The organism is Nocardia sp. KT25-26 (assembly GCF_056627695.1).
Genome location: NZ_CM152813.1, coordinates 2,495,867 through 2,518,621, shown reverse-complemented (window position 1 = coordinate 2,518,621; position 22,755 = coordinate 2,495,867). Strand labels below are relative to the sequence as shown.

The window sequence follows — 22,755 nt, the reverse complement described above, 5'->3', positions numbered from 1 at the left end:
CGGCACCGAGTCGGGACTCGGGCGGCGGTGTGTTCGCCGGCGCCGCTACCCCACCACGCAGGTCTTGCGCCGGACCGACAGCCCCCGCTCCTCGAAACCGGCCAGCAGCAGCTGGCCACGCCGCTCTCCCGCGTCCCGGTCGGTCCGGGCCAATTCCGGGACGTAGGTGGCCGCGCCGACCACGGATTCGCCGACGAGCGCCCAGAAGCGCCGCGGCGTCAGCCCGGCGCAGCGGCCGAGAATGCCCTGCACCGGAACCAGGGCTTCGATGCACCGATGCGCGAGCCACACCGCCATCGCTTGTTCACCGGGCAGCACCGCGACACCGGAGGCACCGGCCGCGGCATCACCGGCGACGACGCGGATGGTGGTGTCGGTGAGCCCGGCCCAGTCGATACCGCCGTCGTTGTCGTGGTGCACCCACAGATTGCCGGGTCCGGGGTCCCAGGCGCGGGCGTCGGCGACGAACAGTGCCGTCACGCGGCCGACGACGGCGTGGATCAGCGCCGTGGCGACCACTTCCGCGGCGATGTCGTCGCGGATCATCTCCTCGGCGTGCCGGCGGTACATGATTTCGACCCGGCCCTCGCGCAGCCCCTGCGGCAATTGCCACCAGCGGCGTTTGCCCTGCTCGGCCATCGCGGCGACAGCGTAGACGCGGGGATGTTCGGGCTGCAGGGCCCGCAGGCGGGCGCAGCTCCGGTCGAATATCCCCGCGGCGTTGCGGGACACGGCGACGACTGGCTCGGACATCGGACCTCCTGGACAGTGGGTTCCCGGTACCGGGTCCTACGAAAGATAGGTTAGCCTTACCAGACCTGACAAGTCGGGTTCGGGTATACACAGGTGTCCGGATATCCAGCAGGAGAAGTTCAGCGTCGTGACCCACCCAGGCACCGGCGGGCCCCGCCACCCGAATTCCGCGGGCCCCGCAGTCCGCGTCCGCACCCCGGGTCCGTCCGGGGTGACCCGCCGCCGACGGCTCGGGTTGCTCCTGCTGCTCGCCGTTCTCGCGGTCACCGTGATCGCCGGGATCGCGGTCGGCGCGCGCTCGATATCGCCCGGCACCATCTTCGGTGCGCTCGAACACGCGCTCACCTGCGCGAACGGACCGTTCCAGTGTTCGGCGGCATCCACCGACGAGGAGATCGTGCGGGAACTGCGCCTCCCCCGCACCGCGCTGGCCGTGCTGACCGGCGCGGCCCTGGCGATGGCCGGCGCCCTGATTCAGGGCTACACCCGCAACCCGCTCGCCGATGCGGGCCTGCTCGGGCTGAATGCCGGTGCGGCGTTCTGCGCGGCCCTCGGCGCCTATCTGTTCTCGCTCAGCGCGCCGAATCAGTACATCTGGTTCGCGTTCGCCGGCGCGACCCTCGCCGCGCTCGTGGTGTTCGGGGCGTCCTCGGTCGGCGGCGGCAAGGCGGGACCGTTGAGCCTGGTCCTCGCCGGGGCGGCGGTGACCGCGTTCCTCACTGCGTTGACCAATGCGATCGTGCTGCTGGATGCGACGGCCTTGGACACCTACCGATTCTGGGTGGTCGGCACTGTCGCGGGCCGCGACGCCGAGGTGTTCTGGCAGGTGCTGCCGTTCCTACTGGCCGGGATCGGGCTCGCCGTGGCGGCCGCGCCGTCGCTGAATCTGCTGAGCCTCGGTGATCAGGTGGCCCGCGGACTGGGGGTCGATGTGGTGCGCGCGCGGGTCCTCGGCCTGGCCGCGGTGGTCCTGCTGTGCGGAGCGGCGACCGCCGCGATCGGTCCGGTCGCCTTTCTCGGCCTGATCGTGCCGCATATCGCCCGGGTGATCACCGGGCCCGACCATCGGTGGCTGATTCCCTATTCCGGACTGCTCGGCGCGATCCTGCTGGTCACCGCGGACGTCCTCGGCCGGGTCGTCGCCCGGCCCGGGGAACTCCAGGTCGGGGTGGTGCTCGCGGCGATCGGCGCCCCGTTCTTCATCGCGCTGGTCCGGCGCAAGAGGCTGGTGAACCTGTGACGACAACCGGAACCACCACCGACGCCCGCACGGTCCTGCGCCGGCATCGGCGGGCCGTGCGCCTGGGCCCGGTCTCGATGGTGCTGCGCCCCGCCATGGCGGCGATCGTCCTCGCCCTGGCCGCGGCGGTCTTCGGGCTGTTCTGCCTGGACATCGCAGTCGGCGAGGTACATATCCCGATCGGGCGGGTGCTCGATGTGCTCGGTGGCGGCGGCAGCCGCGCGCAGCGCTTCATCGTCCTCGATTCCCGGCTGCCCCGGGCGCAGACCGCGGTGGTGGTCGGCGCCGCCCTCGGTCTGGCCGGGGCGCTCATGCAGTCGATACTGCACAATCCGCTGGCCAGCCCGGACGTGATCGGTGTGACCACCGGTGCGGGCCTCGGCGCGGTCACCGTGCTGGTCGGTACCGGTGGCGCCACCACCGGCTGGCTCGCGACCGTCGGGACACCGCTCGCCGCGCTGGCGGGCGGTCTGCTGACGGCCGCCGCGATCTATCTGCTGGCCTGGGGCCGCGGCTCGGCCGGGGAACGCGGGGTCACCGGCCTGCGGCTGGTGTTGATCGGCATCGGCCTGAATGCGGTCCTGGTCGCCCTGACCACCTGGCAGCTGGCCCGGGCCAGCCTCGACGACGCGGCCCGGGCGCAACTGTGGCTCAGCGGCTCGCTCGATTCCGCGGACCCGGCCCGACTGTTCCCGGTACTGCTGGCACTGGCCGCGGTGGCGGTGATCGCGCTGGTCTCGGCACGCACCCTGGCCGCGCTGCGCCTGGGCGAGGAGTCGACCCGGGTGCTGGGGGTCCGGATCCAGACCCAGCAGGCGCTGCTGATCGGCGCCTCGGTGGTCGCGGCCTCGATCGCCACGGCCGCCGTCGGCCCGATCGCCTTCGTCGGGCTGGCAGCACCCCAGATCGCGCGGATGCTGCTGCGTTCGGCGGGCGAACCGCTGATCGGGTCGGCGCTCGTCGGCGCGGCCCTGGTGGTCGGCGCCGATGTGGTGGCCCGCACCGTGCTCCCGGTCGACCTGCCGGTCGGCCTGGTCACCGCCGCCTTCGGCGGACCGTTCCTGCTCTATCTGCTCGTGCGCATCAACCGGAAGGCGACCGTCTCATGACCGGCCCCACCCATCGGCTCGCCGCCGAGAACGTCACGCTCGGCTACGGCGAGCGGGTGATCGTCGACGATCTCAGCATCGATATCGCGCCCGGTGTCGTCACCACCGTCATCGGCCCCAACGGCTGCGGCAAGTCGACGCTGCTGCGGTCGCTCGGCCGGCTGCTGCGCCCCCGGAACGGCCGGGTGGTGCTGGACGGCAAGGCCATCGCCACCATGAAGACCAAAGAGGTGGCCCGGGTGATCGGCATGCTGCCGCAGACTCCGGTGGCCCCGGAAGGGCTGACCGTCGCCGATCTGGTGGCCCGTGGGCGGCATCCACATCAGTCCTGGCTGAACCAGTGGTCCGGCGACGACGAGGCGGAGGTGGCGGCCGCACTCGCGCAGACCGGGATCGGCGACCTCGCCGACCGCACCCTCGACGAACTGTCCGGCGGCCAGCGGCAGCGCGCGTGGATCTCGATGGCCCTGGCCCAGGGCACCGACATCCTGCTCCTGGACGAACCGACCACGTACCTGGACCTGGCGCACTCCCTCGAAGTGCTGGACCTGGTGGACCGGCTGCACGCCGAATTCGGCCGCACCGTCGTGATGGTTCTGCACGATCTGAACCTCGCGATCCGCTACAGCGATGAGCTGATCGTCATGTCCGCCGGCCGGATCGTGGCGCGCGGCCGGCCCGCCGACATCGTCACCGCGGACCTGTTGCGCGAGGTGTTCGGCCTGGAAGCGTCGGTCCTGACCGACCCGGTGTCCGACCGGCCGATGATCGTGCCGATCGGCACCCGGCATGTCCGCGGCGCGGCCGGATATGACGAATGACACACAGCTATCACCCAGTTACGACGACCTGTAGTACGCATCCGCGTCGTTGAACCCGTAAAATCGGGGAATGGCAGGACTCGGCGAACTCGAAAAAGCGGTCATGGACCAGTTGTGGTCGGCCGGCGAACCACAGACGGTGCGGCAGGTCCACGAGGCCCTCGCCGCCCGGCGCGAGCTCGCCTACACCACCGTCATGACCGTGCTGCAGCGGCTGGCGAAGAAGAACCTGGTGGTCCAGCGCCGCGACGACCGTGCACACCGGTACGTCCCGGTGCACAGCCGCGACGAACTCGTCGCCAGCCTGATGGTCGACGCTCTGCAGCAGGCGGATGCGGCGGGTAGCCGGGCCGCCGCGCTCGTGCACTTCGTGGAACAGGTCGGCAAGGACGAAGCCGATGCCCTGCGAGAGGCCCTCGCCAAGCTCGAGGCGACCGAGGACAGTTAGACTCGGCGACCGGGCGCACAGTGCCGTGCCTGTCCCGAACCGTCAACGCAGTGAGCAGAGTCGATGAACGCAACCGCAGCGGTATTCGCCGGTCTCGCCTTGTTACTCGCGGGACCTGTTCCCGCGCTGCTCAGCCGTGCCAAGTGGGTGTACCGCACCCCCCGCGCGGCCCTGGTGCTGTGGCAGGCGATCGCCCTCGCCGCCGTCCTGAGCGCCTTCGGTTCCGGCCTGGCCATCGCGAGCCTGCTGCTGGTCCCCGGCCCCGACGGACGCCCCACCACCTCACCCACCGATGAGATCGATGTCCTGGGCCTGCCGCTGTGGCTGGTCTACGTCACGGTGTTCGCCCTCACCCTGCTCATCGGCGCCCGGCTGATGTTCTCGATCGTTCGGGTCGGTGTGCACACCCGCCGCCGCCGGGCCCGGCACCGCATGCTGGTCGACCTGCTCGATCAGAGCGGCCCCGAACGGCGGGCCGCCGATATCCGGGTGCTGGCCGCCGCCGAGCCGATCGCCTATTGCCTGCCCGGCCTGCGCCAGCGGGTGGTGCTCAGCGAAGGCACCCTCACCAATCTCGCCGACGCCGAGATCACCGCGATCGTCAGCCATGAACGTTCCCATCTGCGTGCGCGGCACGACCTGGTCCTCGAGGCGTTCACCGCGGTGCACGAAGCCTTTCCGCGGGTGGTGCGCAGCAAGGCCGCACTGGGTTCGGTGAAGCTGCTCATCGAGCTGCTCGCCGACGATTCCGCGGTCAAGGTCACCGGACCGGCTCCGCTCGGCCGGGCCCTGGTGGCCTGCGCCAAATCCACTGCGCCGCAGGGCGCCCTCGCGGCCGGTGGTCCGACCACGCTGATCCGGATCCAGCGCCTGGCCGGACCGAGCGGCGATATGCGGATCGCGGCCGCCGCCTACCTCGGTTCCGCCGCGATCCTGGTGGTCCCGACCCTGGCGGTCGCCGTCCCGTGGCTGGTCGAACTGGAGCGGTTGCTGCGCAGCTGACCTCGGTGGCACCCGGCCGCGAGCAGGGCGATTCCCGTCTGTCACCAACGACGCGTATCCTGGAGCATCGGCCCGGCTCCCAGGGGCCGCACCAGATTTTCCAGCTCGCGACCGGCATCTCGCGGCCCGCGAGGAGAGCACATCGCGGCTGCACAGCCCGCGAACTCTCGCGATCGACGTCTCCACCGGCACGGTGACGGCGCACGATCCGCGGCTCCGACGAAAGGCCCCCGTGTCCACCTCCACCGAATCCCCGGCTGCGCCCGGCTTCGCCGATCTCGGCCTGCCGACCCCGATGGTGCAGACGCTGCACCGGCAGGGTATCGCCAGCCCGTTCCCGATCCAGGCCGCCACCGTGCCCGACGCACTGGCCGGCCGCGATGTACTGGGCCGCGGCCCCACCGGTTCCGGCAAGACCCTGGCATTCGGCCTGCCGATGCTGGCCCGGCTCGCCGGCGCCCCCTCGGCCCCGCGCCGGCCACGCGGCCTGGTCCTGGTGCCGACCCGGGAACTGGCCGCCCAGATCGAACGCGCCCTCGACGAACCCGCCCTCTCGCTCGGGCTGCGCATCGCCTCGGTGGTCGGCGGCGCCCCGATCAAACGGCAGGCCGACCGGCTGCAGCGCGGCGTCGACCTGCTCATCGCCACCCCCGGCCGCCTCGACGACCTGATCGCGCAGGGTTCGGCCGACCTGTCCGATGTGCAGATCACCGCCCTCGACGAGGCCGACCACATGGCCGATATGGGCTTCCTTCCGCAGGTCACCCGGCTCCTCGACCGGACTCCCGCCGACGGGCAGCGCCTGCTGTTCTCCGCGACCCTCGACGGCGAGGTCGACAAGCTGGTCAAGCGCTACCTGCGCAACCCGGTGACCCATTCCACCGCACCCCCGGCCGCCGCGGTCAGCACGATGTCACACCACCTGCTGTACGTGCCGGACAAACCGGCCAAACGTGCCGTGGTCACCGAGATCGCCGCTCGGGACGGGCTGACCATCCTGTTCGTGCGCACCAAGCACGGCGCGGACCGGCTGGCCAAACAACTGCGTAAGGCCGGTGTCGCCGCGGGCGCGCTGCACGGCGGCAAAGCCCAGAACAACCGCACCCGCACCCTCGCAGCCTTCGCCGACGGTTCGGTGCCGGTGCTCGTCACCACCGACGTCGCCGCGCGGGGCATCCACGTCGACGGGATCTCCCTGGTGGTGCACGTGGATCCACCGGCCGAGCACAAGGCGTACCTGCACCGGGCGGGCCGGACCGCGCGCGCCGGTGAGGACGGTGTGGTCGTCACGATGGTCACCGCGGAGGAGCGCAAGGATGTCGCCGCGATGACCCGCAAGGCGGGTGTCCGTACCGACGGCATCGAGGTGCGGCCGGGTGACCGCCGGCTGATCGAGATCACCGGCGCCCGCCGGCCCAGTGGCGTACCGGTGCCGACACCGGGTGCACCGGAGCCGGCCACCGCGACGGGGCGGACGAGCGGAGCCGGCCGCACCTCGGAGGGCCCCGGCCGCGGACGCAACCGGGGCGCCGGGACGAGCCGGGACGGCGGCAGCACGCGCACCGGTGGCCGGTCGCGGCAGGCCACCCGCGCCGACGACCGGGCCGGTAGCACAGGAAGGCCGGCAGCCGGGGGCACCCGCCAGACGGCGGGACGGTCCGGCCGCAAGTCCACCGCCGACCGGACCAACGGTGGGGCGCGGTCCGCTGCCCGCTCCGACGGCGGCCGGAACGGCACGGATCCGGTGACGCGCACCGCCGAAACCGGCGGCCGCACGCCGACCACCGGCTCCAATCGAGCCCGACACGCCGGTACATCGCACGACACACCGAAGAATTTCCGACGGAGATCGGGCCGTCCGGCCGGTCCCGTACAGCGACGCAACCGCTCGGCAAACTGACGCCGGCCGGATCCGGCCGGGCGGGACGGGAACACCGAACCTCCGCCTGGCCGGCCGCCGGCATCGCCCGCACCACCGGCACCCACCCGCGCGCCGGCACACCGGCACGCCGCCGGTCGGAGCGGTCTGCCCGCCCGAGAAACGGCGAACGGGCCTACCTGCCGGATCTCATCAGGGAGAATGGGCCCTCGGTGACCGGCACCACCCTGCACCCGCCCCGTGCTACCGGCACCCACACCGCAGGAGACCGGCGGCGCACCGCTCCCGGCGACAGCCGGCCCCCGGCCCACGCGTGGACGCCGGCGGCGCCGACCGCCCCACCCGCAGGATCGGCCGCGACTTCCAGCACAGCCGGGCCCGCGCCGCTACCATGGCCGGAGTGCGATTTCTTCCCGGACATCAGCCGCCCTACGACCTCACCTACGACGACATCTTCCTGGTCCCGAACCACACCGATGTCGCCTCCCGTTTCGACGTGGACCTGTCCACCGTCGACGGCTCCGGGACCACCATCCCGATCGTGGTGGCGAACATGACCGCGGTGGCCGGCCGCCGGATGGCCGAAACGGTCGCGCGGCGCGGCGGGATCGTGGTGCTGCCGCAGGATCTGCCCCTCGATGCGGCGGCCGAGACCATCTCCTTCGTCAAGAGCCGATCCCTGACAGCCGACACTCCGGTCACCCTGGCACCGGAGCGGTCGGTGTCGGAGGCCCTCGCGCTGATCCACAAACGCGCCCACGGCGCCGTGGTGATGATCGACGACGCCGGTCGGCCGGCCGGGCTGGTGACCGAAACCGCCTGCGCCGATGTGGACCGCTTCGCCCGGGTCCGGGATGTCGCCGACCAGGACTTCGTCCAGGCACCGGTGGACACCTCGCCGCGGGAGGTATTCGACCTGCTGGAGAGCCGGCATGCCGGGCTCGCCGTGCTCACCGCACCCGACGGCAGTCTGGCCGGGGTGATGACCCGCACCGGCGCCGTCCGGGCCGGTATCTACTCCCCCGCCGTCGACACCGCCGGCCGGCTCCGGGTCGCCGCCGCCGTCGGCATCAACGGTGATGTGGCCGCCAAGGCGAAATCCCTCGCCGACGCCGGCGCCGACGTCCTGGTGATCGACACCGCGCACGGACACCAGGCCAAGATGCTCGAGGCGCTGCGGGCCGTCGCCGACCTCGGCCTCGGAGTACCCCTGGCCGCCGGCAACGTCGTCTCCGCCGCCGGTACCCGGGACCTGGTCGATGCCGGTGCCACCATCGTCAAGGTCGGTGTCGGCCCCGGCGCCATGTGCACCACCCGGATGATGACCGGAGTCGGTCGGCCGCAGTTCTCCGCCGTCGCCGAATGCGCCGCGGCCGCGCGGGAACTCGGTGTCCATGTATGGGCCGACGGCGGGGTGCGGCATCCCCGCGACGTGGCGCTGGCCCTGGCGGCCGGTGCATCGAACGTGATGATCGGTTCCTGGTTCGCCGGCACCTACGAATCACCGGGTGATCTGCGCGTCGACCGCGACGGCAACGCATACAAGGAGAGCTTCGGCATGGCCTCCAAGCGGGCAGTCGCCGCGCGCACCGCCGCCGACCGCGGCTTCGACCGGGCACGCAAGGCCCTGTTCGAGGAGGGGATCTCCAGCTCGCGGATGCGCCTGGATCCGGAGCGGCCCGGTGTCGAGGACCTCATCGACCACATCTGCTCCGGGGTGCGCAGTGCCTGCACCTATGCCGGCGCCCGCACCCTGCCGCAGTTCCACGACGACGCCGTTCTGGGCGTGCAGTCGGCGGCCGGCTTCGCCGAAGGGCGGCCGCTGCCCAGCGGCTGGTGACGTTGTGACCAGCGGCACCGCGCCCAGGCGTGGCGGGCGCGGTGCGGCGGGGGCTCGGGTAGCATGAAGTTCGCCGACCCGGTCGGCAGCATTTTTCCCCCGCGAAAGGATCCAGTTGTCACCCGCGTCCGAGGGCGCCGTTCAGGAGGGCTCCTCTATTCAGCCGGGTGATCGACCCGGCCGCTCCCCATCGCCCCCGTTCCGCTGTTCCGCGGGCCCGGCTGCCGCTCTGTGCAGGTGGTGCTGACGATGTCGGTACTGTTCACCGTGCTCAGCCTGATCGGATTCGTTGCGCTGACCGCTGGTACCGCACTGTTCGTCGCCGCCGAGTTCTCCCTGACCGCACTCGAACGCAGCACCGTCGAGGCGCAGGCCCGCGACGGTGACCGGCGTTCGCGCATGGTTCGCCAGGCGCATCGAACCCTGTCCTTCCAGCTGTCCGGCGCCCAGTTGGGCATCACCATCACCACGCTGATCACCGGTTTCATTGCCGAACCGGTGCTGGCCCGGCTGCTCGATCCGCTGTTCTCGGCGGTCGGTCTCGGCGACAGCGCCGCGCGCTGGCTGTCGCTCGCGATGGCCCTGGTACTCGCCACCTCACTGTCGATGGTCTACGGCGAGCTGGTGCCGAAGAATATCGCCATCGCCACCCCGATGGCCACCGCCCGCGCCACCGCAGGACCGATGGTGGCCTTCTCCGCAATCTTCCGCTGGCTGATCCGGTTCCTCAACGGCTCCGCCAACTGGCTGGTGCGCCGGTTCGGAATCGAACCCGCCGAGGAGCTGCGTTCGGCCCGGTCCCCGCAAGAGCTCGGTTCGCTGGTACGCACCTCCGCCCAGCGCGGCGCCCTGGATCAGCCGACCGCCCAGGTGATGGACCGGTCGCTGCGCTTCGGTGAACGCAGCGCCGAGGATCTGATGACCCCGCGGGTTACCATCGAATCCCTGGACAAGAACGACACCATCACCGACCTGCTGGACGCCGCCGCCCGCACCGGCTACTCCCGGTTCCCGGTGGTGGACGGCGATCTGGACAACGCCCTCGGTGTCGTCCACGTCAAACAGGCCTTCACCCATCCGGCCCAGTTCCGTGGCCGGACCCCGCTGAGCATGCTGGCCCGGCCGGTCCCGATCGTACCCGCCAGCCTCGACGGCGACGAGGTCCTCGAACGAGTCCGCGCACACGGCATGCAGGTGGCCTTGGTCGTCGACGAGTACGGCGGCACCGCCGGCATGCTCTCCATGGAGGACCTGATCGAGGAGATCCTCGGCGATGTGCGTGACGAGCACGACGAGGAGGAACGCGACGTCCGCCGCGTCGCCGACGGCTGGGACTGCTCCGGACTGCTGCGGATCGACGAGGTGTCGCAGGCGACCGGCTACGACGCACCCGAAGGCGAGTACGAAACGCTCGGCGGCCTGGTGCTGAACCGGCTCGGCCGGATCCCGCAGGCCGGTGAGACCGTGGTGCTGCCCGATTCGCGCGGCCTCCAGCCGCACGGTGAGCACACCGGCGGCTGGCTGGCCCGGATCGAACGCATGGACGGCCGCCGCATCGACCGGGTACGCCTCGTTCCGGTGGAACCCGACGTCCTGGCCGCGCACCTCGGCGCCGAGAAGGAGCACGACCATGGGTGATCTGTTCGCGGTCGTGCTGACCGTCGCACTGCTCGCCGGTAACGCCTTCTTCGTCGGCGCCGAGTTCGCGTTGATCTCGGCCCGCCGCGACCGCCTGGAGGCCCTCGCCGCACAGGGCAAGCGGCAGGCGCACACCGTGATCCGGGCCGGCGAGAACCTGTCGATGATGCTGGCGGCGGCCCAGCTCGGCATCACGATCTGCTCGATTCTGCTCGGCCGGGTCGGTGAACCCGCGATCGCGCATCTGCTGGAGAAGCCGTTCGAGCAGGTCGGGATGCCGGAGCAGCTACTACATCCGGTCTCCTTCACCCTCGCCCTGACCATCGTGGTGATCCTGCACATCCTGCTCGGCGAGATGGTCCCGAAGAACATCGCCCTGGCCGGCCCGGAACGGTCCGCGCTGCTGTTGGTGCCACTGCATCTGGTGTGGCTGCGGATGGCCCGGCCGCTCATCGCGATCTACAACGCCCTCGCGAACCTGACCCTGCGGATGCTGCGGATCGAGCCCAAGGACGAACTCGACGCCACCGTGTCGACGGTGGAATTGGCCGAGATGATCGGCGAATCCCGTTCCGAAGGCCTCCTCGACGCGGAGGAACACCGCCGGCTCACCCAGGCGCTGGGCACCTCGGAACGCAGCGTCGCCGATGTGATGGTGCCGCTGTCGGCCACCCGATCGGTGCCGCTGCGCGGGGACGGCACCACCCTCGGCGATATCGAATCCGCCGTGACCGAGACCGGCTACTCCCGGTACCCGGTCCGGGCCCACGACGGCTCCCTGGTCGGATATCTGCACGTCAAGGACGTCCTGGACAAGGTCGCCGACGAAACGGCCGGCCCGGCCACCCCCATCCCGCGCACCGATATCCGCCCGCTGCCGACCGTCGGCACCCGGACCACCCTCTACGAGGCCCTCGCCCGGCTCCGCCGCACCAGCAGCCATCTCGGCCGGGTGGTCGACAACCGCGGCAACACCGTGGGGATCGTCGCGCTCGAGGACCTGGTGGAAGAGTTCGTCGGGACCGTGCGCGACGGAACTCATCGGATCGCGGAATGACCCGAGACACCGCACGGTGCACTGGGGTCATTCCGGCCGGAATCGACTTCGGTCCCTACGACGACCCCGCCGAACCGGTCGACGGCCGGCCGGGTGAGGGGTTGTTCGACCGGTACCAGACATGCAGGTCCCACAGGCGGGTCCTGGGATTCCACACGCATTTGTATGTGTTGGCGCGATACTGCGGCCAGTAACTGTTGAAGTTGTAGCCGTAGTGGTGGCATTGCGATTGAGTGGGATAACCCTGCACGAATGCCGCCGCAGCGGTTCCCGCCCCCAGCGCGGCACCTCCCGCGAGAACAACAGTGGAGAGCAATCCGGTAGCCAGGGCCTTCTTCCCGAACATGAAAAACCTCCCGATGGCGGAATACCGGCTGTCATCAGCCGTTGTCTCAGAATCGGCACCCACCACCCACCGGTCAATCAATTGCGGTGGCGTATCCCACCTTTACGCAGATCAGCACACTGAACCACCGCCCGACTCGGGTGCGACTCGGCGGATGTGGCGCCTTCAGGCACTCGGCCGTCCCTCGCGCGCGTGGGCACACCGTGACAGCGGAAGTTGCGTGGTAGGCCGAACCGCTGTCGTCGCGAACATCCCGGTTTCCGAGTTCCCGACCGACTACTCGGACACCTTTCACCCGCCGTGCAACCTCCCCAACGCTCGGTCCAGCGGTGAGAGTAGACAACACGACCGGAAGCCGCTGCCCGGCCGGGACGGATACCGTTTTCGCCATGAACGATGTTCGGGGGAGGATCGAGGACGTAACGTGGGTGCGGGACAATGGCCCCGTGCCCGCGCAAGACGACCTCGACAATGCCATCGACCTGCGGATACTCCCGCAGGACGAGTGGCGGGCCGCGGCGGCGGCTCATCGCGACCGGGTCGACGAATCGATCGGCCCGTATCTGGCGCGGCGGCGGGCCGGGGCCACGCATCCGGTCGTGGACTTCCTGTTCACCTACTACGGCCACAAGCCCGCGCAACTACGCCGGTGGCATCCCGGGTTCGGGATCGGACTCCGCGGGGCACGGGAGTACACCGAAGCCCGCGGCTATCTGCGCCTGCCCGGCGATGACGAGGTGTGCACGGCGGATCCGGCGTATCTGGCGAAGCGAGCCGACACCCTGTCTTTCGTGGCCGATCTGCTGGCCGCCACCGCCGCCCGCCCGGCGCAGCTGTCCTGTTTCGGCCTGCACGAATGGGCGATGGTGTACCGCACGGACGAGGTCCGGCACCGACAGGTGCCGCTGCGGCTCGGCGGTGCCGGCACCGATGCGGTGGTGGAGTCGATGTCGCTGCGCTGCACCCACTTCGACGCCTTTCGGTTCTTCACTCCGGACGCCGTCGGCCGCAACGCCGAACCGCTCACCCGGGCCGATCAGATGCGCCGTGAACAGCCCGGCTGCCTGCACGCCAACATGGATTTGTACAAGTGGGCGTTCAAGCTGTCCCCGCTGGTGTCCTCGACGTTGCTGCTGGACTGTTTCGAACTCGCCACTGCAGCGCGTGAACTCGATATGCGGGCCAGTCCGTACGACCTGGCGGATTACGGGTACCTTCCGATACCGATCGAAACCCCGGCCGGCCGTGCCGACTATGTACGCGCGCAGGCCGAGCTGGCCGACCGGGCCGCCGAACTGCGGGCCGCTCTGCAGCTGGCCTGTCGGTCACTGCTGGCAACGCACCGTACCGGACGGGCCCGGTGACATGTTCCGAATACGACAGTGCATCTGGATGCGCGGTAGTGCACCGCCGGTGATGCACTACCGCGCATTCGGATGCACTCCCCGCGCGTCGACGCCGGCGGGCGGGCCGCGGTGGGTGGACGCGTGATGCGTTGTGCGCTGGTCGCCGATGTTCATCTCGGGGCACCGATACAGGGGCTGCCGGAGTATCCCGGCGGTCCGCGGATAGACGCCTCGGAGGCCGCGTATGCGGCATTCGAGGCTTTGCGTGCGCGTCTGCTGGCCGCTCGCTACGACCTCGTACTCCTGGCCGGGGATCTGTTCGACCGCGAAGTGCCCACCGAGCGGGCCCGGCGGTCCGCACAACACGCCTTCGATGCGCTGCACGCGGCGGGGACCCGGGTTGCCCTGCTGTGGGGCAACCACGACGTGCAGTCCCCGCTGCCCGGACGGCTACGCCTGCCGGGCAGCGTGCTCGTCGCGCCACCCGAGGCCGCGACGACCTGGACCCCGTGGCCGGGATTGGCGATCCACGCACAATCCATCAGCGATCCGGACGAACGGTCCGACCTGATCGCCGGGTATCCGCCGCCGGTGGCCGGTGCGGTCAACATCGGCATGGCACACACCAGCGGCACCGGCCGATACAGCCGCCGCGCCTGCGCGCCCACCACCGACGCCACCCTGGCCGCCCGGGATTACGACTTCTGGGCGCTCGGGCACGTGCATCGCCGCCTGGTGCTACCGCAGGTGCGAGCTGCCTATCCGGGCAGCCCGCATCCGGCCCGGATCGACGAGATCGGACCGCGTGGCTACCTGGAATTCGACCTCTCCATCCCGATATCTGTGCGTCCGGTCGACACGGCACCGGTGATCCGGGAGACGCTCCGGGCCGACGACATCACCACGATCGCCGACCGCTTCGCCGCATGCCGCACCACCGCCCGCACGGTCGTCTGGCAGCTGGACGGCCCACCGGACCTGCTGCCCGCCGCCCGCGACGCCGCCCGCGCCTATCCCGGATTCGCCGTCGCCGGACCGGCTGCGAACGACTGAACCGCAGGTCGGCCAGGCCACGGTGGCGGCGACGGCCACCAGGCGCCCTGCTCGAGCCGGCGACAGCCCCACCGCGCTCGGAGCAGGCACCGGACGCTCGCTGCTGCACACTGACTGCATGGACGTTTCGGACCGGGTGCTGGTGGTGGATGCGGCCAATGTGATCGGGTCCCGTCCCGACGGCTGGTGGCGCGACCGCGCCGGTGCGGCGCGCCGGTTGCTCGGTGAACTGACGGTGCTGCCCGCGCGGCTCCCCGGAACCACCGTCATCGTCGTGCTCGAGGGCGCCATGCGGATCGGCGATGCAGCGGCCGTGGTAGATCGGCTCCGGGTGGTCGAGGCGCCACGCTCCGGTGATGATGCGATCGTTGCCGTGGTGGCGGCCGAGACCGACGCGAACGACGTGACGGTGGTGACCGCCGACCGGGAGCTGCGGACCAGGGTCGCCGCACTCGGCGCCGATTCCGTCGGTCCCGGCCACCTCTGGCAGCTGCTCCGCTGAGACACCACCGGCAGCGCACCGATGGAACTTTGTTGCGACTCCCGCACCGGGGTTGCGCACACCAGGTGAGCACAACGTGATCGCGGCGCAATTGGGCAGAAAATCCGGGGCAATCGGAGCTGCCCATGATGGACCGGATTGTCGGTGAGCGGTGACGGACGGGATATGGCGTGAACGCAGCAGCGGGCGTGGTGACTGGGCGAGCGGCATGCGGTATGGGAGTCGCGCGCACCGCGATCCGGGCCGGACTGGACCCGCTCCCGGTGGCGGAACGCGCCGCGACCGAGGCGCTGGGTGCCACGCTGGCCGAACCGCTCACCACCCGGACGCCGCTGCCGCGGGTGGACACCGCCGCCATGGACGGCTATGCCGTCGCCGGGCCCGGGCCCTGGTGGACGGTGCATCCCAGGGTGCACCGGGCCGGTTCCGGGAGCGTTCCGGCGCTGGCGGCCGGAGAGGCGGTGCGAATCACCACCGGTGCCGCGGTACCGCCCGGCACCACGGCCACGGTGCGCGACGAATACGTCACCACCGCGCTGGTCTCCGGCCGCACCACGGTGACCCGCACCGCCGGTGCACCGGTCCGGGACGACACCCGGCGCCGGGGGGAGCACTGGTCGGACGGCGCCGTACTCGCCGCGGCCGGTTCCCGGGTGTCGGCGGCGGTGCTGTCGGCGGCGATGAGCGCCGAGGCCGAAACCATCGCGGTGCGCGGACCGCTGTCGGCAGATGTGGTCATGACCGGCACCGAGATCCGGGCGGTGGGCCCGCTGCGGGCCGGCGAGACCCGTGATTCGCTGGGCCCGGTCCTGGGCGAGTTCCTGCGGTCCTGCGATATCCGCTGCGCCGGGGTGTGGCATCTGGACGACGGGCACGATCTGATGCGTTCCTGGCTCGAACTGAAGTCCCGGGCCGAACTGGTGGTGATGGTGGGCGCCACCGGAAAGGGCGCGGCCGACCACCTGCGCACTCTGCTCGCCGAGTTGCACGCGGAGACCATCGTCGACCGCACCAGCCTGCGCCCGGGCGGTTCCACCCTGGTTGCCCGGCTCCGCGACGGCCGGGTCCTGCTCGGACTGCCGGGCAACCCGTTCGCCGCGGTCGCCGCTCTGCTGGCCCTGGGCCCCGCCGTCGTCGACGCCCTCACCGACCGCACCCCGGCGGACACCCTCTGGGGCCGCATCTCCGACGCCGCGGCGTTCGACGCCGAGGCCACCCGGATCATCCCGGTCCGGCAACTGCCCGGCGGGGTCTGGCGCAGCACCGGACCCGCCCACACTCCGCATCTGGCCGCCCTCGTCGGCGCCCAGGCCCTCGCGGTACTCCCGCCCGGCACCGGGCGCGGCACCCTGGTCGAGATCCTCCCGCTCCCCCACTGACGTCACCGCCGGTCACCCGGACCGGCATCGCACCCCTTGTTGCGCTCAACGCGCCTTCTGTCGACTGCGGTAGGCACGCATGGACACCTGCGAACCGCAGCCGGGACTGCAGTAGGCCGCCGACGAGTTTCGGGTGTGGTCGTAGAAACCCAAGTGGCAGGGCGGGTTTCGGCAAGCTTTGAGCCGCGCCCAGCCGTCCTGCCGAGCCAGTTCGTCCGCCGCCGCCAGCAGCGTTCCCAGCACACCCGCGACACCGTCCTGGGTCGCGACGAGACTGCTGCCCGCCGTGGTGATCACCGGGATCAGCGGATGGATCGCGCCGGCTCGTCGGAGCGACCGTTCCGCCGCGGCGACCGAATCAGCCGAATTCGGCACACCTCCCGCATGCGCGAGCAGCACAGTCACCAGCGCGTCCCTGAGCTCGCGGGAATTCGCCACGTCGGCCTCGGTGATCGGTGTCCCGGCCGGGGCCAGGCCGCGCTCGGTCAACCAACCGGCCATGGCGGGTGGGTCGGCGAGGCGTTCCGGGCGTCCGTCGATCGGGCGCGTGTTGACGAAGTCGAGCAGTAGTTCCGCGCTCGGCGTGGGGTCGAGCGGACTGCGCGATGCCCTGCCAGTGGTCACACCCATACCAGATACGGTACGTCACCTTGCAATCACCTTTTGCCAACAACTGAACAGGCTGATTTGAGTTGTAGGTTGCGTGCTAACCGTTTACGCTCACAACCATGACAGAGAGTCGCACTACCCCTGAAACCTCCCGCACCTGGTTCGTCACCGGTGGATCCTCGGGCATCGGACGCGAGGTGACGCTCGCCGCACTCGGCCGCGGAGATCGCGTCGCGGTCACCGCCCGGCGCATGGACGATCTCGCCGATCTGCACGACCGATACCCCGACCACCTCCTCGCCCTATCCGTCGACGTCCGCGACCCGGACACCGTGAACGCCGCGGTCGACCGGACCGTCGCCCGATTCGGCGGAATCGATATCGTCGCCAACAACGCTGGCTACGGACTGTTCGGCGCGGTGGAAGAGGCCACCGACGCTCAGGCCCGGGCCGTCTTCGATACGAACGTCTTCGGTGTGCTCAACGTGCTGCGCGCCACGCTGCCGGTGCTGCGCAAACAGGGGTCCGGCCACATCCTGCAGGGCTCATCCATCTACGGACAGCTCGCGGTCCCGGGCGTCGGGCTGCTGGCCGCCACCAAGCACGCCGTCGAAGGAATGTCCGAGGCACTGTTCGCGGAGCTCGCCCCGCTGGGCATCGCGGTCACCGTCATCGAGCCCGGCTTCACCGCCACCCGATTCCTCGCCAACCTCGAATTCGCCGAGCCGGCCGAGGACTACGACGGCACGGTGCGGGCCGTGCAGAATTCGCTGGGTGAACTTCCTGCGGACGCGTTCTGTGACCCGGCCCGCGCGGCGCGGGCAATCCTGACCGCCGTCGATTCGGCAACTCCGCCGCGCCGCCTGGCACTGGGCAAACAAGCCGAGACCGAGCTGCGTGCCGCACTGACGGACCGGCTGCAGGACCTGGACCGATGGGCGGAGGTGACCGTGAGCGTGGACGCCTGAACCCGACCGCGGGCACGCCCGAAAACAGCGAACGGCCCGGCACCCACACGGGTACCGGGCCGGTCGAGGTGGCGGATCAGCCGCGGGCGGGCGGCTGCCAGGGGTTCTGGCCGTACGGGTCGGGCTGCTGCTGCGGCATCCCGGGGTGCTGCGGCTGAACCGGCGGACGGGCCGACAGCTGCTGCGGCGGCATCGGCGGTTGCGGAGCCGGCGGGGCGGGTGGCGCGGCCGGCTGCTCCGCGGGCTCGGGTGCGGCCGCGGGCTTCGGAGCCGACAGCGGGCTGTCCACCGGTTTCCGGGCAGTCGCCTCGGCGGCCGCGACCGCCTCCTGGATCGCCGGGTCCGAGGACGTCTCGAACCAGTCGGCGACATCGGAATCGTCGGTCACATCGGCCGGCGGGGTGTCCTCCGTCGACGGCTCGTACCGGAACACACCGTCCTCGCCCTGGGTGCCGAAATTCTTCGCGAACCCCTCGAGGGCCTTACCGAAATCACTGGGCACCAGCCACACCTTGTTGGCATCGCCACGGGCCACCATCGGCAGCGTCTGCATGTACTGGTACGCCAGCAGTTCCGGCGTGGGCTTGCCGGACTTGATTGCGGCGAAGACCTTTTCGATCGCCTTCGCCTGGCCCTGCGCCTGCAGATAGGAGGCGGCCCGCTCACCCTGCGCCCGCAGGATGCGGCTCTGCCGCTCACCTTCTGCGGACAGAATCGCCGACTGCTTACCACCCTCGGCGGCCAGGATCTGCGACTGCTTCGCACCCTCGGCCGTCTTGATCTGCGATTCGCGGTTGCCCTCGGCCGTGAGGATCATCGCCCGCTTCTCACGGTCGGCCTTCATCTGCTTCTCCATCGATTCCTGGATCGACGGCGGCGGATCGATCGCCTTGAGCTCGACGCGGGCCACGCGCAGGCCCCACCGGCCGGTGGCCTCGTCGAGTACGCCGCGCAGCTGGCTGTTGATCTGGTCCCGGGAGGTGAGGGTGTCCTCCAGGGTCATCCCGCCGACCACATTGCGCAGCGTGGTGACGGTGAGCTGCTCCACCGCGGCGATGTAGTTGCTGATCTCGTACACCGCCGCCTGTGGGTTGGTGACCTGGAAGTACACCACGGAGTCGATCTGCAGCGTCAGGTTGTCCTGGGTGATCACCGGCTGCGGCGGGAAGGACACCACCCGCTCACGCAGGTCCACCTTCGCCCGGATGGTGTCGGCGAACGGCACCAGGAAGGTCAGCTGGCCCGACACCGTCCGCTGATAGCGGCCGAGCCGCTCGATCACCGCGGCCTCGGCCTGCGGTATCAGGGCGACGGATTTGAACATCACCACCACGACCAGCAGTATCAGAACTGCGGCCACGATCCCTGCGATCATCAGGGTCCTTTCCATACGACGACGGTCGCGCCGTCGATCTTCATCACGTACACGGTGACGCCCGGTTCGTACACCTCGGTCGGGTCCAGCGGGCGTGCGGTCCAGACCTCACCGTCGAGCTTGACCTGGCCGGCGTGCTCGGACACCGGCTCCAGCACCAGGGCCGATTTCCCCGGCAGTGCATCGACATTCGTCGCGACCGCGGGCGGCGTGCCGAAGCGGCGGCGCAGCACCGGCCGAACCCCGAGCAGCAGCACCACCGAGATCAACCCGAACACGATGGCATCCCCCGCGATCGACAGGTCGGTCAACGCGCTGACCCCGGCCGTGCCGAGTGCCGCTGCCCCCAGCATCAGCAGCGTGAGGTCTCCGACGAGCATTTCGGCGGCCGCGAGCAGGATACCCGCGACGAGCCAGAGTATTGCGGCCACGACGTCCACTCTAGTCGGCCCCGGCCGGTCGCGCGGGACCACGGGAATTCGGCGAGGCAGGCCGTGGACGAACCGATTCCGGGTCCGACGCGCGGTGCGCCGCCCACCCGCGACGCCGGTGCTCGCCGATATGCTCGCACGGGTGAGTGCGCGTGACATGTACGGCGGTGACATCTTCTCCGGCCACACCCGGAAACAGCGCAAGGCCGTTCCCCGGGTGAGCGCCGACCGCGATCTGGTCGTCGAGGACGCCGCGAGCGGGTTCTGCGGTGCGGTCGTGGGTTTCGACCGTAGTTACGACGGCGACTTCGTGAAGCTGGAGGATGCGCGCGGCGCGGTGCGCTTGTTCGCGATGCGGGAGGCCGCATTCCTCATCGACGGCCGCCCGGTCACCCTCACCCGCCCGGCGGCTCCGGCCGCGAAACGCCCCGTCCGATCTGCTTCCGGGTCCACCCGGGTGGCGGGGCTGCGGGCCCGGGTGGCGCGCAGTAGCCGCATCTGGGTCGAAGGCGTCCACGATGCCGCCCTGGTGGAGCGGGTCTGGGGGCACGATCTTCGGGTCGAGGGTGTGGTGGTGGAGCATCTGGAGGGCCTGGACAATCTCGCGGCCCGGCTCACCGAATTCGGTCCCGGGCCGGGCGCCCGGGTCGGGGTGCTGGTCGATCATCTCGTCACCGGGTCGAAGGAGGACCGGCTCACCACCGGGCTGGGGCAGCATGTCCTCGTCACCGGTCACCCGTATATCGACGTGTGGCAGGCGGTACGCCCCGCCGCGGTCGGGATCGACGCCTGGCCGGAGGTGCCGCGCGGCGAGGACTGGAAAACCGGTATCTGCCGCCGGCTCGGCTGGGGCACCCCGCAGGACGGGTGGCGCCGGGTGTACGAGGCGGTGACCAGTTTCCGCGATCTGGAGGCGCCGCTCATCGGCGCCGTGGAACGGCTGATCGATTTCGTCACCGAGCCCGAGGGGTAGCAACCGCTGCCCGCAAACTCCGTGCAGCCTTTACAGTTGGTAATTATGTGCTCCCCCAGTGCCACGTTGACGGTGTGGGCCGGCTCCTGGCTCACCGGGTCCAGCGCGCCCGACGACGTGCTGGAGGCCTTGCACGCCTGGGCGCCGCGGCACACCATCGCCGCGGGTGATCCGGCGGCGGGCGCCCGCACCGATCTGCCGTGGTCGTCACGCACCCCGGAACCGGGCACCGGCGTGATGCCGTTGCTCAAGCTGATCCGGGAGGCGATGGCCCCCGAGGGAGCACAGTTGCGCCTGGTACTGCCGGTGCCGGGTGATGTGCGAGGGCTGCCGACCGGGACCGCCTTCGCGGCCGATGCCGTGGACGCCGAGGAGGGGTTGCTGATCGGGGTACCGGGCGCCGAGGGCACCGGCCTGATCCCGCAGTGGGCCGACGACGAGACATTGCAGTGGACCGTCTACAGCACGATCGTCCCGGTGCCGGTCACCGACGATATGCCGCTCGGCGAGGCGGAATACGCGATGCGCGAAGCGGTCCGGGATGCCGCGGACGCGCTGATGCAGTTGCACACCAGCACTCTGGGCGCGACCGATTCCGATCCGCGGGAGCAGATCGAGGCCCAGCTGGCAGCGTATTCCCGGCATGCGTACCCGGAGTCGACTCCGTTGCGCGCCAAGCGAATCCTCGACACCGCCGACCATGTCGCGGCCATCCTCACGGTCGCCGAACACGAACCGGCCGCCGCACCCACCTCGGCCTCGGCGGCGGGCGCCCACGAAGCCCTGCTGCGCCCGCTGTGGAACGCCATCCGGTCCGCCCGCCTCGTCGCGATACACGCCGCCGCGCAGCCGAGCTACGACCGCTGACGGCAGTGCCGATGTCGGCCGACCGGCGCGGTGCGCCGAGAATCAGGTTTCAGCTGCGGGCGGGCCGCCGGGCCGGGGCACAGCATTCCGGCGCGCAGATCGCACCGTCGACGGTGCAGCCGTAGCCCGGCACCTCGCCGAGTTCACGAACCGGGCCGCCGCCGATCTGCTCCTGCACCAGTTCCACCACCATCCGCGCGAATCGGGGGTCGGTGCCGGGGGTGGCGGCACGGGCGAAGGCCATACCGAGTTCGTCGGCGCGGGCCCGGGCCTCGTTGTCGAGATCCCAGATCACCTCGAGGTGGTCGGAGACGAACCCGACCGGGCAGACCACCACCGCATCGGTTCCGGCCTCGGCCAGCGCGTCGAGATGGTCGACGATGTCCGGCTCCAGCCACGGCACTTGTGGCGGGCCGGAGCGAGACTGCCACACCACGTCGTAGTCGGTGAATCCGGTGGCGGCGGCGCACAATCGGGCCGCTTCGGCGACCTGCCGGCTGTACAGCCGGCCACCGTCGGCGGGCGGGCCGGCGGCAGTGTCCGCGGCCAGCGGGATCGAATGCGCGGTGCAGACGAGGCGGGCCCGATCCCGCCGGTCGGCGGGCAGCTGGGCCAGCGCGGCGCGGATCGCGTCGGCGAACGATTCGATCAGCAGCGGGTGATCGAAGTACTGGCGCAGTTTGGTCAGTTCCGGGGCTCCGTCGACTGCCGCCCGGGCGCGGGCGATGTCCTCGTCGTATTGGCGGCACCCGGAGTAGCCGCCCCAGGCCGAGGTGGGGAACACCAGCGCCGACCGGACCCCGTCGGCGGCCATCCCGGCGACGGTGTCCTCGACCATCGGATGCCAGTTCCGGTTGCCGAAATAGACCGGCAGGTCGAGGCCGGCATCGGCCAGGTCGGCTTCGATGGCGCCGATCAGTTTCCGGTTCAGCGCGTTGATCGGTGAGACCCCGCCGAAATGCAGATAGTGCTGCGCCACCTCGGCCAGCCGTTCCCGGGGCACCCCGCGGCCCCGAGTGACGTTCTCCAGAAACGGGAGCACGTCGTCGGGGCCTTCGGGGCCGCCGAAGGACAGCAGCAACAGCGCATCGGTCCCACCGGGCACGGCGGATGCCTCCT

The 22,755-nt window shown here is 70.7% G+C and carries 22 protein-coding genes; 16 read left to right on the top strand and 6 right to left on the bottom strand.

Annotation, left to right across the window (positions count from 1 at the left end; genetic code table 11):
* Positions 1-45 precede the first annotated feature (45 nt).
* Positions 46-753 carry a hypothetical protein gene (locus AC1HFH_RS11415; protein WP_480247407.1) on the bottom strand — a complete coding sequence of 236 codons (708 nt, stop codon included), beginning with the start codon at positions 751-753 and terminating at the stop codon, positions 46-48.
* A gap of 127 nt (positions 754-880) precedes the next feature.
* Here AC1HFH_RS11415 and AC1HFH_RS11410 point away from each other — a divergent pair, with 127 nt between their 5' ends.
* From AC1HFH_RS11410 to AC1HFH_RS11370, 9 genes are all read left to right on the top strand, one after another.
* Positions 881-1,993, top strand: coding sequence for a FecCD family ABC transporter permease (locus AC1HFH_RS11410; RefSeq protein ID WP_480247406.1), 1,113 nt, complete (start codon positions 881-883; stop codon positions 1,991-1,993).
* 77 nt (positions 1,994-2,070) lie between these two features.
* Positions 2,071-3,102: a FecCD family ABC transporter permease gene (locus tag AC1HFH_RS11405; protein ID WP_480247824.1), complete on the top strand. Its 1,032-nt coding sequence runs from the start codon at positions 2,071-2,073 to the stop codon at positions 3,100-3,102.
* Entirely contained in the window at positions 3,099-3,923 is an 825-nt protein-coding gene (locus AC1HFH_RS11400; RefSeq protein WP_480247405.1) for an ABC transporter ATP-binding protein, read from the top strand. The genes AC1HFH_RS11405 and AC1HFH_RS11400 overlap by 4 nt, the downstream gene beginning before the upstream one ends.
* Before the next feature lie 70 nt (positions 3,924-3,993).
* Complete coding sequence (locus tag AC1HFH_RS11395) at positions 3,994-4,371, top strand: BlaI/MecI/CopY family transcriptional regulator (RefSeq protein WP_480247404.1); 378 nt, start codon at positions 3,994-3,996, stop codon at positions 4,369-4,371.
* A gap of 63 nt (positions 4,372-4,434) precedes the next feature.
* On the top strand, positions 4,435-5,373 hold the full coding sequence (locus AC1HFH_RS11390; protein ID WP_480247403.1) for a M56 family metallopeptidase: 939 nt from the start codon (positions 4,435-4,437) through the stop codon (positions 5,371-5,373).
* A 232-nt stretch (positions 5,374-5,605) separates the two neighbouring features.
* Entirely contained in the window at positions 5,606-7,273 is a 1,668-nt protein-coding gene (locus tag AC1HFH_RS11385; RefSeq protein WP_480247402.1) for a DEAD/DEAH box helicase, read from the top strand.
* 379 nt (positions 7,274-7,652) lie between these two features.
* Complete coding sequence (locus tag AC1HFH_RS11380) at positions 7,653-9,092, top strand: GuaB1 family IMP dehydrogenase-related protein (RefSeq protein WP_480247401.1); 1,440 nt, start codon at positions 7,653-7,655, stop codon at positions 9,090-9,092.
* Between the two features lie 249 nt (positions 9,093-9,341).
* Positions 9,342-10,730, top strand: coding sequence for a hemolysin family protein (locus tag AC1HFH_RS11375; protein ID WP_480247400.1), 1,389 nt, complete (start codon positions 9,342-9,344; stop codon positions 10,728-10,730).
* Entirely contained in the window at positions 10,723-11,787 is a 1,065-nt protein-coding gene (locus AC1HFH_RS11370) for a hemolysin family protein (protein WP_480247399.1), read from the top strand. The genes AC1HFH_RS11375 and AC1HFH_RS11370 overlap by 8 nt, the downstream gene beginning before the upstream one ends.
* Positions 11,788-11,842: 55 nt before the next feature.
* On the opposite strand, the gene AC1HFH_RS11365 is transcribed toward AC1HFH_RS11370, so the two are convergent.
* Positions 11,843-12,133, bottom strand: coding sequence for a hypothetical protein (locus AC1HFH_RS11365; protein ID WP_480247398.1), 291 nt, complete (start codon positions 12,131-12,133; stop codon positions 11,843-11,845).
* A gap of 482 nt (positions 12,134-12,615) precedes the next feature.
* Here AC1HFH_RS11365 and AC1HFH_RS11360 point away from each other — a divergent pair, with 482 nt between their 5' ends.
* The 4 genes from AC1HFH_RS11360 to AC1HFH_RS11345 all read left to right on the top strand — a co-directional run bounded on the left by AC1HFH_RS11360 (position 12,616) and on the right by AC1HFH_RS11345 (position 16,413).
* Complete coding sequence (locus AC1HFH_RS11360) at positions 12,616-13,497, top strand: 3-methyladenine DNA glycosylase (RefSeq protein ID WP_480247823.1); 882 nt, start codon at positions 12,616-12,618, stop codon at positions 13,495-13,497.
* Between the two features lie 72 nt (positions 13,498-13,569).
* Entirely contained in the window at positions 13,570-14,532 is a 963-nt protein-coding gene (locus tag AC1HFH_RS11355; RefSeq protein WP_480247397.1) for a metallophosphoesterase family protein, read from the top strand.
* A 118-nt stretch (positions 14,533-14,650) separates the two neighbouring features.
* Entirely contained in the window at positions 14,651-15,034 is a 384-nt protein-coding gene (locus AC1HFH_RS11350) for an NYN domain-containing protein (RefSeq protein ID WP_480247396.1), read from the top strand.
* Between the two features lie 170 nt (positions 15,035-15,204).
* Positions 15,205-16,413, top strand: a complete 1,209-nt coding sequence (locus AC1HFH_RS11345; RefSeq protein WP_480247395.1) for a molybdopterin-binding protein — start codon at positions 15,205-15,207, stop codon at positions 16,411-16,413.
* Between the two features lie 45 nt (positions 16,414-16,458).
* On the opposite strand, the gene AC1HFH_RS11340 is transcribed toward AC1HFH_RS11345, so the two are convergent.
* The gene (locus AC1HFH_RS11340; protein ID WP_480247394.1) at positions 16,459-17,043 is read right to left on the bottom strand and encodes a CGNR zinc finger domain-containing protein; all 585 of its coding nucleotides are present in this window, start codon (positions 17,041-17,043) and stop codon (positions 16,459-16,461) included.
* Between the two features lie 98 nt (positions 17,044-17,141).
* Here AC1HFH_RS11340 and AC1HFH_RS11335 point away from each other — a divergent pair, with 98 nt between their 5' ends.
* Positions 17,142-17,990, top strand: a complete 849-nt coding sequence (locus AC1HFH_RS11335; protein WP_480247393.1) for an SDR family NAD(P)-dependent oxidoreductase — start codon at positions 17,142-17,144, stop codon at positions 17,988-17,990.
* A gap of 76 nt (positions 17,991-18,066) precedes the next feature.
* On the opposite strand, the gene AC1HFH_RS11330 is transcribed toward AC1HFH_RS11335, so the two are convergent.
* Positions 18,067-19,365 (bottom strand): SPFH domain-containing protein, encoded by a 1,299-nt coding sequence (locus AC1HFH_RS11330; RefSeq protein ID WP_480247392.1) that lies wholly within the window; start codon positions 19,363-19,365, stop codon positions 18,067-18,069.
* The gene (locus tag AC1HFH_RS11325) at positions 19,365-19,796 is read right to left on the bottom strand and encodes an NfeD family protein (protein ID WP_480247391.1); all 432 of its coding nucleotides are present in this window, start codon (positions 19,794-19,796) and stop codon (positions 19,365-19,367) included. The genes AC1HFH_RS11330 and AC1HFH_RS11325 overlap by 1 nt, the downstream gene beginning before the upstream one ends.
* 157 nt (positions 19,797-19,953) lie before the next feature.
* Here AC1HFH_RS11325 and AC1HFH_RS11320 point away from each other — a divergent pair, with 157 nt between their 5' ends.
* Both AC1HFH_RS11320 and AC1HFH_RS11315 read left to right on the top strand, forming a co-directional pair.
* Positions 19,954-20,769: a DUF3097 domain-containing protein gene (locus tag AC1HFH_RS11320; protein ID WP_480247822.1), complete on the top strand. Its 816-nt coding sequence runs from the start codon at positions 19,954-19,956 to the stop codon at positions 20,767-20,769.
* Positions 20,770-20,814: 45 nt separating this feature from the next.
* A complete protein-coding gene (locus AC1HFH_RS11315) occupies positions 20,815-21,636 on the top strand; it encodes a hypothetical protein (RefSeq protein WP_480247390.1) in 822 nt (273 codons plus the stop codon).
* A gap of 49 nt (positions 21,637-21,685) precedes the next feature.
* On the opposite strand, the gene AC1HFH_RS11310 is transcribed toward AC1HFH_RS11315, so the two are convergent.
* A complete protein-coding gene (locus AC1HFH_RS11310; RefSeq protein ID WP_480247389.1) occupies positions 21,686-22,741 on the bottom strand; it encodes a ferrochelatase in 1,056 nt (351 codons plus the stop codon).
* Between the last annotated feature and the right edge of the window lie 14 nt (positions 22,742-22,755).

What these genes read in the sequence shown, in the direction of transcription:
- AC1HFH_RS11400 (WP_480247405.1), top strand. Translation starts at nt 3,099, where the DNA reads ATGACCGGCCCCACCCATCGGCTCGCCGCCGAGAACGTCACGCTCGGC.
- AC1HFH_RS11330 (WP_480247392.1), bottom strand. Translation starts at nt 19,365, where the DNA reads ATGATCGCAGGGATCGTGGCCGCAGTTCTGATACTGCTGGTCGTGGTG.
- AC1HFH_RS11390 (WP_480247403.1), top strand. Translation starts at nt 4,435, where the DNA reads ATGAACGCAACCGCAGCGGTATTCGCCGGTCTCGCCTTGTTACTCGCG.
- AC1HFH_RS11320 (WP_480247822.1), top strand. Translation starts at nt 19,954, where the DNA reads ATGTACGGCGGTGACATCTTCTCCGGCCACACCCGGAAACAGCGCAAG.
- AC1HFH_RS11405 (WP_480247824.1), top strand. Translation starts at nt 2,071, where the DNA reads ATGGTGCTGCGCCCCGCCATGGCGGCGATCGTCCTCGCCCTGGCCGCG.
- AC1HFH_RS11340 (WP_480247394.1), bottom strand. Translation starts at nt 17,043, where the DNA reads ATGGGTGTGACCACTGGCAGGGCATCGCGCAGTCCGCTCGACCCCACG.
- AC1HFH_RS11370 (WP_480247399.1), top strand. Translation starts at nt 10,723, where the DNA reads ATGGGTGATCTGTTCGCGGTCGTGCTGACCGTCGCACTGCTCGCCGGT.
- AC1HFH_RS11365 (WP_480247398.1), bottom strand. Translation starts at nt 12,133, where the DNA reads ATGTTCGGGAAGAAGGCCCTGGCTACCGGATTGCTCTCCACTGTTGTT.
- AC1HFH_RS11335 (WP_480247393.1), top strand. Translation starts at nt 17,142, where the DNA reads ATGACAGAGAGTCGCACTACCCCTGAAACCTCCCGCACCTGGTTCGTC.
- AC1HFH_RS11315 (WP_480247390.1), top strand. Translation starts at nt 20,815, where the DNA reads ATGTGCTCCCCCAGTGCCACGTTGACGGTGTGGGCCGGCTCCTGGCTC.
- AC1HFH_RS11375 (WP_480247400.1), top strand. Translation starts at nt 9,342, where the DNA reads ATGTCGGTACTGTTCACCGTGCTCAGCCTGATCGGATTCGTTGCGCTG.
- AC1HFH_RS11415 (WP_480247407.1), bottom strand. Translation starts at nt 753, where the DNA reads ATGTCCGAGCCAGTCGTCGCCGTGTCCCGCAACGCCGCGGGGATATTC.
- AC1HFH_RS11350 (WP_480247396.1), top strand. Translation starts at nt 14,651, where the DNA reads ATGGACGTTTCGGACCGGGTGCTGGTGGTGGATGCGGCCAATGTGATC.
- AC1HFH_RS11395 (WP_480247404.1), top strand. Translation starts at nt 3,994, where the DNA reads ATGGCAGGACTCGGCGAACTCGAAAAAGCGGTCATGGACCAGTTGTGG.
- AC1HFH_RS11355 (WP_480247397.1), top strand. Translation starts at nt 13,570, where the DNA reads ATGCACTCCCCGCGCGTCGACGCCGGCGGGCGGGCCGCGGTGGGTGGA.